The following is a 10,909-nucleotide window of genomic DNA, read 5'->3' as shown; positions in this document are numbered from 1 at the left end:
TTGGATTTATTTCCGTCTTGAAGCTCTTCAGCAATTTCCTCATCCCTTTCTATCAGTTTTTTATACTTACGAAGCCCTTTACAGCCTGCAGGAGAATACATGAAGTATTGAAACAATATCCTGCATGAGTTCTCCATCTGATTTCTAATCTAATTATAGTACAAATGGAAAATCCATGCATCAAGTTCAGCTTCAAGAACGCCTTTTAATCGGCGTTAATAAAATTTAATTTTCACTAACCTGTGGTCTGTGGTTATTCAAATAATTCTTTTGCATTACAAAACTATCTTAAAAATGCAACTTGATTTAGTAAATACTTATTAGTTAGGGTTAGGGTTCGGTTTGCCTTTAAAGTTTCTTCTCTATCTCAACGGTATAATATCTTAACAGATACGCCTAAAAGTTCAGCAAAATCCTTTGGTTTATAATTTTAGATATTTGATGTGTTCATTTTAACACTCCCTCGTATGAGTATATTTAAACACGATCAAACACAATGGTCGATATATTCAGTTACTTATAGTTCCCTCCTATGGTGATTTTAGAAAGCGGCTTCTTATAGAGAAGTGAAAGAAGACTGTTAGAAAAAGCTTTTTTTATGTTCATGTTATTCCTCTCTTTCATATTAATTTTACAACTTTCAAGTAAAGTATGCTATTATATCATTGCGAATAAGTAATAGAAACGAGGTAAATAAAAATGAGTATACTTGCATGTCCTAAATGTCATGAACCTTTAGAAATTGAAGGTAAAACATGTAAATGCATTAATAACCATTGTTATGATATTGCCCGTCAAGGGTATATGAATCTACTTTTAAATCCTGATAAGGCATCTAATAATCCAGGTGATTCTAAAGAATCATTGATTGCGAGAAAAGCTTATCTTGATAAGGGTTATTATGATCCTATTCTTTTTGAAGTAGTAAATGAAATCAAGAAGAAGGAAGGTCCTTTAAATATCCTAGATCTAGGTTGTGGTGAAGGCTATTATACATATCGTATGAAACAGATTCTTGGTGATGAGAATACTTATTGTGGTTTAGACATTTCTAAGTTGGCTGTAAGAATGGCTACACAGTATGATAAGTCTATTCACTGGATTGTAGGTAATTCTAAGAATATTCCAGTACTTGATCATTCTATGGATGTTATTACCGCAATGTTCACTGTAGTGAATCAGGAAGAACTTGCTAGATGTATTAAAGAGGATGGTTATATTATCCATGTAACTGCCAATAGAGATCATTTAATTGAAATTAAACATTTGATTTATGATGAAGTAAGGACTAAGTCTGATAAGTATATCCGTCTTCCATTTAATGTATTAGAGAGTCATGATTTTAAAAAGACTATTTCTATTAAGAATCGTGAAGATGCATTAAATCTTTTAAAGATGACACCACATTATTATCATATCAAGAAAGAAAAGCGTGATGTTCTTGATACATTAGAAGCACTTGATGTCACTATTGATATCAAAGTCACTGTATATCGTCCATGAGAATAAAGAAGCAGGGACAGCATCTTCTTATCACTATTGATGAAGAATATGAAAATCGTCCTTTATCTGATTTGTGGGCAGATCTGCATTTATCACGCAAAACAATTCATTTATTAAAACAGAATAAAGACTATAAAGTAAATCATGTATTTAGTATGAATCCTATACTTCATACAAATGATGTATTAGATGTTCTTGCTTATGAACATGATGATGGAACATATGCACCTGACTTTCAGGATATAGATATTGTATATGAGGATGATCTGATTCTTGTTGTAAATAAGCCTATTGGGATTGCGGTTTATCCAGATGATCCTCATAAGACAGACAGCTTATCTAATAGAGTGAGTGCTTATTATATGACACAGGGATATGATATTCCTGTTCGTTATATTCATCGTTTAGATAATGATACAAGCGGTTTAGTAGTATTCTGTAAGTGTCATTTAATACAGGCTTATCTAGATCATGCATTGTCTATTAAAGAGATACAAAGAGAATATCTGGCTTATGTAGAAGGTCATATCAAAGAGGGTAAGGAATATAAGATTGAACAGAACTTAGGTAAGGATAGACATAGTCCTTCTAAGATGCGTGTTCATTCTAAGGGTATTCCTGCTGTGACTTATTACCAGTGTCTAGAGAATAAGGAAGATCATGCACTTGTAAGATGTCGTCTAGAGACTGGTAGAAAGCATCAGATCCGTGTTCATATGGCTTCTATTGGTCATCCTATTCTAGGTGATCCCCTTTATAATGAAGGCTCTGATTATCCACGTCTAGCACTTCATGCAGCCTATATCAAGTTTGAAGAACCAATCACTCATCTTGAGATTGATTTATATAGTCCAATGGAATTTTAAAAGGAGATGGCAACATCTCCTTTTCATTATGACTTAGTTATTTCCTGCATATACATTTCAGCTATGTATGAAGGTCCACTCCACCAGAGTTTTGTAGTTTCATCGTAGAGGAATTTACCCGTTTTAGAGGACAAGAAATCAATCAATATATCTTTTCTATCTTTACCTGTTTCTTCCGCAATTTCTTCTACCACCATCGCAATAAGAAGATCTATGGTATAATCCATTCTTTCCTTTGAAAGTTTCACCATATCTTCTCACCCTTTCTTTTCAAGAAATCAGTGATATCATCAAGAACAGCTTCATCACCTTCACAACCAAATATCCCATAACCTATTTCAATATATCCAAGAACATCATATTTTTTAAATATGTGAATAACCTGTTCAACAAGTAATTACCACTCTTCTGAAGCGAGTCGAATTAATCTCGTCTGCATGAAAGTTATTTCTGTTTCCTTACGCATTATGAATTCACCTTAATCAAACGTTACTAGCTTCACAATATTCTTATGACTCTTATTAAAGAGTGTAGAAGCACCCACACATACACGTTCACCACATGATGAGAAGATAATAGATGTATCAGATGCTGTTTCTTCATAACCAGTAATACACATCCAATGCCATGTTTCTTCTTCTAATATTTGTGCTTCATGAGTTAAGATCAACATACCAATAGGATGACCCTGATCAATAGCTGTTTTTACAAAATGTACACCCTGTTCAGGGGATTCAGCAATCTTCTGATAAATAGGTTCTACATCTAACCCAATATGTTTCATATACTTCTTAAAGTTCTTCGCAAACTTATAGAAATATGGGAAACCCATAATACCCGGCGTATTGAGTTTAAACATCTTTGTCATCAGTTCTAGAAAATCCGGATAAGAGATATCTAGCTTATGTTCATAGAAACAGGCCATATCTGCAGCACAGACACTTGCACATCCTGCACGTCTTGCCCATTCATCTGAAAACCAGTCCTGGTCTCCACCATAATAGTCTTGATTATCTTTATGAAAGATCATGATAGGAAGTTCTTTTTTCATTTTGTATACTCCTTCATATGGATTTTCACAATAAAGCAGTTTTCTCCTTCTACATCTCCTTCAATGATATAGGTATCATCACTATGAGTAAGATAGAGTTCAATTGTCTGATGAGCGAGTATTTCTTTTTTATAGTTAATAGAAATAGAATCCATAAAATGATTTTCATAGGCTTCTACAGGAATCAAGTTAGAAGCGATACGTAAATAATGGGTATTGTTTAAATGTCTATTTGTATCTATATCACTATAAGGTACAGTATAAGTACTTACTAATTGTCTATCATCTTGCGTAAAGAGTGTTTCTGGGTCTTCTTTGACCAAGTCTGGGTTATCAGGAAGAGTTAATCCTGCACGCTTAGGAGATGTAATACGACGTCTCTTTAGGTCGATAAGAGTCCAGATAGAACGGCATTCACCAATACGTCTACCTTCTTTTTCTATATAGTAGAATCGAGGAAAAATCACATTAGAATAATGTCCAATCTCTGTAGTAAGAGTAATTTCATCATCTTCATAAATAGGTTCAGTTAATATAAGTGACTGTTTAGAAACAACATAACCATACTTTCCCTTCATTGATTCTTTATAGAATCCTGATAAAGAACCATCTACAGTTGCTATACGTGAGAAATAGACAAAAATATTTTCATCTCTTAAACGACCTGTATAGTCACATTGATCGTTCTGTATTGTGTAATGAAGTGTATACATTTTCATTTTCCCCCTTTTTTTATGTATTATACTTCTTCTTTTTCATTTGTCCATACAAATAGGGTATAGCCAAATTGAACAGTTCAATGTATAATTATAAGAAGAATAAAGGAGAGAACAGAATGGATCAGGTTTTAATTATACTTGCATTTCTTGTTGGACTCGTTGGTCTCTACTTTACATATATGATTGTAAATGTAGTTGTAACTATTATTAAATCTAAGAAAAGAGATCATTCATTAAAATTCTGTATGAGTCCTGCAGGTAAGGCTTTTTATATTGGTCTTACAGTACTTTATTTTGTAGTATTATTTGGTTGTATCGCTTTTATGATTTCAACATACAATGCTCACAAAATGAACTACATTTCAAACGCTTTAAGTGTATGGGCTATTTATTCAATCATCTATTCAATGCAGATTGCGAACCTTGTATTAGTTGGTAGAAAAAATATGCTTGTAGGTCGTCTTCTTATCGATTATCGTAAGATGAAGAAAATCAACTTCAATACAAATAACGAAATCACATTTGTATTCGCGCAAAAGAACTTTAGATTCTCTACACGTTGGGTTGATAAACAGCTTTTAAGAAAAGCAGTAACAGGAAGAAGCTAATAAAAAAGGATTCCGTGAGGAATCTTTTTTTATTTACTCTGGTTTTTCAAACTGACTATAGTAAAGGTTATGATAGAAACCATTCTTCTTTAATAATTCTTCATGTTTACCCTGTTCAATGATATGTCCATCATTCATCACAATAATCTGATCTGCTTTTTGAATAGTAGAAAGACGATGGGCTACAATAAAGGTTGTTCTACCAATCATCATTGTATCAAAAGCATCCTGAATTTGTCTTTCTGTACGTGTATCAATAGATGAAGTGGCTTCATCAAGAATCAACATAGGTGGATTTGCGAGCATGATTCTTGCGATAGATAAAAGCTGTCTTTGTCCTTGTGATAAGTCACTGCCTTCTTCTGCAAGCATCGCATCATAGCCACCTTTTAACTGAATAATGAATTTATGAGCATGGGCTTTTTTAGCAGCCTCAACGATTTCTTCATCTGTCGCATTATTTGAGCCATACGCAATATTATCTCTAATAGTACCTTTAAATAACCATGTATCCTGTAATACCATACCATAGAGACTTCTTAAGTAAGAACGATCCATCGTTTGTGTATTGATACCATCAATAGAGATAGAACCACTTTGAGGATCATAGAAACGCATTAATAAGTTAATCAATGTTGTTTTACCACATCCTGTAGGTCCTACAATCGCAATTGTTTCACCTGCATTGACATGAAGATTAAAATCAGTGATCAATGGTCTTTCAGGTGTATAACTGAAATTCACATTGTTTAAGTCAATAACACCTTGTGGATTATCAATAGTCTTGGGATGTTCTGGGTTTTTAATACCTGGTTCATCAATAATCTTAAAGACACGCTCAGCACAGGCTAAAGCTGTTTCTAATTCAGTAAATACGTTAGAAATGTCATTAAATGGCTTTGTGTACTGATTGGCATAAGTCAAGAATGATGATAAACCACCTACTGTAAGACCTCCACCAATGACACTAAAGGCACCATAGATACATACTGTATCATAAACAATCGCATTCACGAAACGTGTAGAAGGATTCGCAAGTGCACCTAAGAACTGTGATTTAACACCGCTCTTAAATAAACGATCATTGATTTCATCAAACTTCTCTTCATTGATTGATTCATGTTGGAACGCTTTGACGACTTTCTGGTTTCCTACCATTTCTTCTACAAAACCACTCATTTCTCCACGAATAGATAATTGTTCCTGGAAGAACTTGAATGTATATTTCGCAATAAGTGTTGCGACAATGAGAGAAAGTGGCGTTAATACAATAACAATCAAAGCCAGTTTGACATTCACATATAACATAAAGCCAATTGTGCCTAAAATTGTCGCAATACCACCAAAGAGGTTCGTAAAGCCCTGTAATAAACCATCTGAAATCTGATCAATATCGGCAATCATACGGCTCATCATATCACCATGTGTATGAGAATCGATATAAGAAAGAGGTAAGATCTGATATTGTTTAAAGAGTTCTGTTCTTAAATCTCTTGTGATTTCATAAGTCATCTTATTAGATGCTCTAACTAAGAAATAGTTGAATAATGCAGTCATCAATACAGAGAATGCAATATAGAAGATCTTTTGACTGAGTCCCTGGAAGAAAACCTGATGATAACCAATCATCTGGTCAATGGCTTTCCCAATAAGAATTGGTGTCAAAAGAGTGAATATAATATTAATTGTAGAAAATAATAATGCACCTACAAGATAGATACGATAAGGACGACAGAATGCCATAAGTCTTTTTAAAGTACTTTTATTCTTCATTATTCTGTCCTCCTTCCATCTGTGACATAACAATTTCCTGATAGACATCACATGTATTCATAAGCATATCATGAGTACCCTGTCCTACGACTTCACCATGGCTTAATACCACAATAGAATCTGCATGCATTAAAGCACTCACTCTTTGAGAAACAATAATAACTGTCATATTAAGCGTACTTAAAGCTTTTCTAAGTTTTGCATCTGTCGCAAAGTCTAGTGCACTGGCGCTATCATCTAAAATAAGTATCTCTGGTTTTTTGACTAATGCACGGGCAATAGTGAGTCTTTGTCTTTGTCCACCAGATACATTCTTACCACCCTGTTCAATATAAGTGTCTAAGCCTTTTGTCATCTTATCGACAAACTCTTTAGATTGTGAAAGTTCTAATGCTTCATAGATTTCTTCATCAGTGGCATGAGGATGACCCCATTGCATATTTTCTCTGATTGTTCCTCCAAAGAGTGTGGCCTGCTGAGGCACAATACCAATCATATTTCTTAAATCCTTGAACTTATATGATTTAATAGGAAGGTCTTTGATACGGATTTCACCTTCAGCGACATCATAAAAACGAGGAATTAGGTTAATAAGTGTTGTTTTACCTGAACCTGTACCTCCAATGACACCGATTGTCTGACCTGGAAAGATATTGAATGATACATCAGTTAAGGCATTACCCGAATAGTATGAGAATGAAACATGATCATAAGTAATAAGGTTCTGATAGTCACTTGGAGCCTCATTGATTCCCTGGACAATATCTGGTTTCTGACTTAATACATCTGCACATCTTTTGTATGATGCACTGGCTTTATTTAAGATCACAATAACATTCGCAAAGACATACATAGAAAGTAAGATCTGGTTCATATAATTAATAAGAGAGATGACTTCTCCCTGTGTCATACTACCTGCATTGATTTTAAAGCCTGAGATATAAAGAATTGCGATAATCCCAAAGTTCACAATGATTGTAGTAGCTGGATTTAATACAGCACTGAGGTTACCTGCAATGATCTGTTCTTCTTTTTGTTTTGTGGTTGTTGATTCAAAACGTTTTTGTTCATTATCCTGCTGGTTAAAAGCACGAATGACTCTGACACCTGAAAGATTCTCTCTTGTGATGAGTGATACTTCATCAAGAATATGCTGAATATGAGAATACATAGGCGCTGTATGACTCATCACAAAGTAAATACTAAACGCAATAAGTGGTGCGACAATCACAAAGATAAGTGCTACCTGCCAGTTAATCACAAAACTCATAACCAAAGAACCAATAATTAAAAATGGTGATCTTGAACATAAACGAATAACCATGGCAACAGCTAACTGAATCTGATTGATATCATTGGTGATTCTTGTGATTAAAGAAGGTGTACCAATAATATCAAGATCCTGATAATCATAACGGTTAACTGCACGATACATATCTTTACGCATAAGTGTACCTACACCCTGTGATGTAAGAGACGCAAAGTACTGACACACTAGTGAACTTGCATATCCTACTGTAGATAAACCAAAGATTACAAAAGCCATCTTTGTAATATAGTTTGTATTATGTACTGCAACACCATTATCAATAATAAGAGCTACAGCCATTGGTATACATAATTCTAGAAATGCTTCTATAAGTTTAAATATAAAGCCTGAAATGGCCTGCCATTTATAAGGCTTTAAATATTTCATTATATACATATTTTTCCTCCCTGTCCTTGCAACATTATAATCCTGTTTTATACTATATGTATAATATATATTTTATATAGAATCTATAGGAGATACATATGGAACTAAAACAGATGAAATACTTTAAGACAATTGTAGAAGAAGGGACTATAACACAGGCTGCACGTGTATTACATATTTCACAGCCTCCTCTTTCTATGCAGTTAAAAGCGATAGAAGAAGAATTAGATACAATACTGATAGAGAGAGGACATCGTCATATCACATTAACGCCTGCAGGGCACTTATTTTATCGTAGATGTAATCAGATGTTGAATTTATATGAACAGACAAGTAAAGAAGTACAAGGAGCAGCCACACAGATCTTACGTTTTGGGATTACTTCTTCTAATGGTTATTTAATTACACATGATCATATGGATGTGTTTAGAAAGAAATATCCTAAGTTAGATATTCATATGAAAGAAGGAACAACCTATGAGATGATGGATGCCTTGCTAGCTCATGAAATAGATATTGCGTTTGTCAGAACACCGTTTGATTCTACGAATGTGAAATCATTTTTATTTAAACCTGAACCAATGATTGCGGTAGGACCTTCTACTCTTGTGAATGAAAAAAAGAACCATCTCATTGATTATCGAGATGATCCTGTTTTGATTCACAGACGTTATCGTCAGTTTATAGTAGATTATTGTTTAAATGAACTCCAATTCCAGCCACATATCCCTATTATTACAGATGATATACGTACTGCCTTAGTATGGGGTTCAATATTAGATCAGGTGGTTATTATACCAGAAGCAGCTATACCATATATAGACTTAAATTCACAGACCTATACTAAACTTAAAGACAAGGGTCTCTATACATCTGCAGCCTTTATCACAAGAAAAGAAGAACTATCTCCAATCATAGAAACATTTATTTCTTTAATTATCAAAGACTACAAGATTTAAACTATTCTTCTTTACTTCTAGATGATAATGAGATGCTTTTACTTCTTCGCCATCTAAGTTACATGGATACTGAGATTCTACATCCACTTCATCTACAGTAAAGACATGAGCATGTTTATCCTGATCAAGTGTTTCACTTACTATCTTCTTAATATATAAAGGAATAAGTCCTTTATTAATTTGATCAAGAATCACAATATTCATGAGACCATCTTCTAATGATGCACGAGGAGCAATCTTATAAGCCCCACCATAATATTTCGCATTTGCACAGGCACATAAAGTAACAGGACCTTCATACAATAGTGTTCCATGGCTGGTCATCTTAATAGGATAAAATGGATACTGGACAAAGTTTCTTAGAATAGAATACTCGTATTGATGTCCTTTAAACATCTTAGGAATCTTCACATCATCATGAACATGATTCGCAATCACACTATCACAACCAAAACATGCATTATTAATAAAATAACGATTATTCATTAACACTGTATCAATAGGAATTGTTTTACCCTTTAAAGATGCTTTAAGTACTTCTTTAGAATCATTATTCTTAGAAATCATCTTAAAGAAGTCATTTCCTGTTCCATAAGGAATAACTACTAGTTCATGAGGTGTACCTATAAGTCCCTGAATGACCTGGTTCAACATTCCATCCCCACCAACACTATAAAAACGTGTTGGTTCTTTATAATATTTAATAATCTTCTTGGCATGATCAGGATAAGTACTCATGAATATGTCATAATCATAACCCTGCATCACCTCTCTAATTGTTTCTATAAACGGATGATGATCATAATCATCATCCACTGGTTTAAGTAAAAATATATGTCTCATTATAGTTCTCCAAAAAAAAGACTGGATGCATATCCAGTCTAGATCATATCAATAGTTTCTAGCCACTTTTTAACGCCTTTGACATCAGTAAATGCCTTTGCACGCTTAAAGTTCGCATTTGGTATCATCTTATTAAAGTGAGCAACACTCTTCTTGCTGGAATATTTCACATGGCCACGCCAGTTTTTTTCACTTATACACATAGGTACAATTGTTTTACCTGATAAGTCATAATCCATACAGAATGAATCAATAATTAAAGGTTCATCCTTTTCCCAGCATGGATAAATAAGATATACAGTCTTATATTGATTAATATCATCAATTTGATTTTTAAGAGTAGGTAATGTATCTAATACATGTTTATTCTTATAATCATGTTTATTTTCTTTAAGTGCTTTTGCGTAAGCTTCTCTTTCTTTTCTATGTTCTTTAATTCTCTCTTTAAAGTCTGTAGAGTACTTCTTAGAAGTCTGTAAACAAAGTAAATCCCCTTCTGTATATGACTGTACTTGTTTTGCGAGTTCACGTTCTTCTCCATTGAATGAATAATATACAATCAATGTATCACTGAGACCACCTGTAATAGTTAAGGGGGCATCACTTTCTGAATATTTGGTATTATAAGTACATCCTGATAATGTGATCAACATCAAACATAAGAATGTAATGATTGACTTTTTCATAAAAAATCCTCCTCGGGCATCATTATAACATATTTCCTAGAAAAAAAATAATGAGTTCACAATGTGTTCATAGATAAAAAGCATAATAGTACCCGTAAAGAGAAAACAACTCCCGATAATAATTAAAACTTCTTTTTACCAAGAGTGATTCCTAAAATTTCCCAAACTCCCTTCAAAATAACTCTTGAAATAAACAACGATCAGG

Annotated in this window: 12 protein-coding genes; 4 read left to right on the top strand and 8 right to left on the bottom strand. The window is 33.6% G+C overall.

Annotation, left to right across the window (positions count from 1 at the left end; all coding sequences use genetic code 11):
- Positions 1 to 699: 699 nt before the first annotated feature.
- Both ABUA27_RS10240 and ABUA27_RS10235 read left to right on the top strand, forming a co-directional pair.
- On the top strand, positions 700 to 1,503 hold the full coding sequence (locus ABUA27_RS10240; protein ID WP_006507106.1) for a methyltransferase domain-containing protein: 804 nt from the start codon (positions 700 to 702) through the stop codon (positions 1,501 to 1,503).
- On the top strand, positions 1,500 to 2,369 hold the full coding sequence (locus ABUA27_RS10235) for an RluA family pseudouridine synthase (protein ID WP_349820659.1): 870 nt from the start codon (positions 1,500 to 1,502) through the stop codon (positions 2,367 to 2,369). Before ABUA27_RS10240 ends, ABUA27_RS10235 begins: the two co-directional genes overlap by 4 nt.
- A 26-nt stretch (positions 2,370 to 2,395) precedes the next feature.
- On the opposite strand, the gene ABUA27_RS10230 is transcribed toward ABUA27_RS10235, so the two are convergent.
- From ABUA27_RS10230 to ABUA27_RS10215, 4 genes are all read right to left on the bottom strand, one after another.
- A complete protein-coding gene (locus ABUA27_RS10230) occupies positions 2,396 to 2,620 on the bottom strand; it encodes a hypothetical protein (protein ID WP_129980691.1) in 225 nt (74 codons plus the stop codon).
- On the bottom strand, positions 2,614 to 2,748 hold the full coding sequence (locus tag ABUA27_RS10225) for a DUF3791 domain-containing protein (RefSeq protein ID WP_275055329.1): 135 nt from the start codon (positions 2,746 to 2,748) through the stop codon (positions 2,614 to 2,616). The genes ABUA27_RS10230 and ABUA27_RS10225 overlap by 7 nt, the downstream gene beginning before the upstream one ends.
- A 99-nt stretch (positions 2,749 to 2,847) precedes the next feature.
- Positions 2,848 to 3,420: a hypothetical protein gene (locus ABUA27_RS10220; RefSeq protein ID WP_349820658.1), complete on the bottom strand. Its 573-nt coding sequence runs from the start codon at positions 3,418 to 3,420 to the stop codon at positions 2,848 to 2,850.
- A complete protein-coding gene (locus ABUA27_RS10215) occupies positions 3,417 to 4,133 on the bottom strand; it encodes an acyl-[acyl-carrier-protein] thioesterase (protein WP_349820657.1) in 717 nt (238 codons plus the stop codon). The genes ABUA27_RS10220 and ABUA27_RS10215 overlap by 4 nt, the downstream gene beginning before the upstream one ends.
- A gap of 122 nt (positions 4,134 to 4,255) precedes the next feature.
- Here ABUA27_RS10215 and ABUA27_RS10210 point away from each other — a divergent pair, with 122 nt between their 5' ends.
- Complete coding sequence (locus ABUA27_RS10210; RefSeq protein ID WP_022425991.1) at positions 4,256 to 4,747, top strand: hypothetical protein; 492 nt, start codon at positions 4,256 to 4,258, stop codon at positions 4,745 to 4,747.
- 33 nt (positions 4,748 to 4,780) lie between these two features.
- On the opposite strand, the gene ABUA27_RS10205 is transcribed toward ABUA27_RS10210, so the two are convergent.
- Together ABUA27_RS10205 and ABUA27_RS10200 are read right to left on the bottom strand one after the other, a co-directional pair.
- Complete coding sequence (locus ABUA27_RS10205; RefSeq protein WP_349820656.1) at positions 4,781 to 6,520, bottom strand: ABC transporter ATP-binding protein; 1,740 nt, start codon at positions 6,518 to 6,520, stop codon at positions 4,781 to 4,783.
- On the bottom strand, positions 6,510 to 8,225 hold the full coding sequence (locus tag ABUA27_RS10200) for an ABC transporter ATP-binding protein (protein ID WP_349820655.1): 1,716 nt from the start codon (positions 8,223 to 8,225) through the stop codon (positions 6,510 to 6,512). The genes ABUA27_RS10205 and ABUA27_RS10200 overlap by 11 nt, the downstream gene beginning before the upstream one ends.
- An 89-nt stretch (positions 8,226 to 8,314) precedes the next feature.
- On the opposite strand from ABUA27_RS10200, the gene ABUA27_RS10195 reads away from it, so the two are divergent.
- Positions 8,315 to 9,175 (top strand): LysR family transcriptional regulator, encoded by an 861-nt coding sequence (locus ABUA27_RS10195; RefSeq protein WP_129980687.1) that lies wholly within the window; start codon positions 8,315 to 8,317, stop codon positions 9,173 to 9,175.
- Here the strand turns inward: ABUA27_RS10195 and ABUA27_RS10190 are convergent.
- Together ABUA27_RS10190 and ABUA27_RS10185 are read right to left on the bottom strand one after the other, a co-directional pair.
- Positions 9,149 to 10,018, bottom strand: coding sequence for a diacylglycerol/lipid kinase family protein (locus ABUA27_RS10190; RefSeq protein WP_129980686.1), 870 nt, complete (start codon positions 10,016 to 10,018; stop codon positions 9,149 to 9,151). The two genes, ABUA27_RS10195 and ABUA27_RS10190, sit on opposite strands and share 27 nt — an antisense overlap.
- A 38-nt stretch (positions 10,019 to 10,056) precedes the next feature.
- Complete coding sequence (locus tag ABUA27_RS10185; protein ID WP_129980685.1) at positions 10,057 to 10,704, bottom strand: flavodoxin; 648 nt, start codon at positions 10,702 to 10,704, stop codon at positions 10,057 to 10,059.
- Positions 10,705 to 10,909: the final 205 nt, after the last annotated feature.

Origin of the sequence: Catenibacterium sp. RTP21428st1_D7_RTP21428_210409 (assembly GCF_040227455.1) — a bacterium.
Taxonomy (GTDB): Bacteria; Bacillota_I; Bacilli_A; order Erysipelotrichales; family Coprobacillaceae; genus Catenibacterium; species Catenibacterium mitsuoka_A.
This window is presented reverse-complemented; position numbering and strand designations above follow the sequence as displayed.

What these genes read in the sequence shown, in the direction of transcription:
- ABUA27_RS10240 (WP_006507106.1), top strand. Translation starts at nt 700, where the DNA reads ATGAGTATACTTGCATGTCCTAAATGTCATGAACCTTTAGAAATTGAA.
- ABUA27_RS10235 (WP_349820659.1), top strand. Translation starts at nt 1,500, where the DNA reads ATGAGAATAAAGAAGCAGGGACAGCATCTTCTTATCACTATTGATGAA.
- ABUA27_RS10230 (WP_129980691.1), bottom strand. Translation starts at nt 2,620, where the DNA reads ATGGTGAAACTTTCAAAGGAAAGAATGGATTATACCATAGATCTTCTT.
- ABUA27_RS10220 (WP_349820658.1), bottom strand. Translation starts at nt 3,420, where the DNA reads ATGAAAAAAGAACTTCCTATCATGATCTTTCATAAAGATAATCAAGAC.
- ABUA27_RS10215 (WP_349820657.1), bottom strand. Translation starts at nt 4,133, where the DNA reads ATGTATACACTTCATTACACAATACAGAACGATCAATGTGACTATACA.
- ABUA27_RS10210 (WP_022425991.1), top strand. Translation starts at nt 4,256, where the DNA reads ATGGATCAGGTTTTAATTATACTTGCATTTCTTGTTGGACTCGTTGGT.
- ABUA27_RS10205 (WP_349820656.1), bottom strand. Translation starts at nt 6,520, where the DNA reads ATGAAGAATAAAAGTACTTTAAAAAGACTTATGGCATTCTGTCGTCCT.
- ABUA27_RS10200 (WP_349820655.1), bottom strand. Translation starts at nt 8,225, where the DNA reads ATGTATATAATGAAATATTTAAAGCCTTATAAATGGCAGGCCATTTCA.
- ABUA27_RS10195 (WP_129980687.1), top strand. Translation starts at nt 8,315, where the DNA reads ATGGAACTAAAACAGATGAAATACTTTAAGACAATTGTAGAAGAAGGG.
- ABUA27_RS10190 (WP_129980686.1), bottom strand. Translation starts at nt 10,018, where the DNA reads ATGAGACATATATTTTTACTTAAACCAGTGGATGATGATTATGATCAT.
- ABUA27_RS10185 (WP_129980685.1), bottom strand. Translation starts at nt 10,704, where the DNA reads ATGAAAAAGTCAATCATTACATTCTTATGTTTGATGTTGATCACATTA.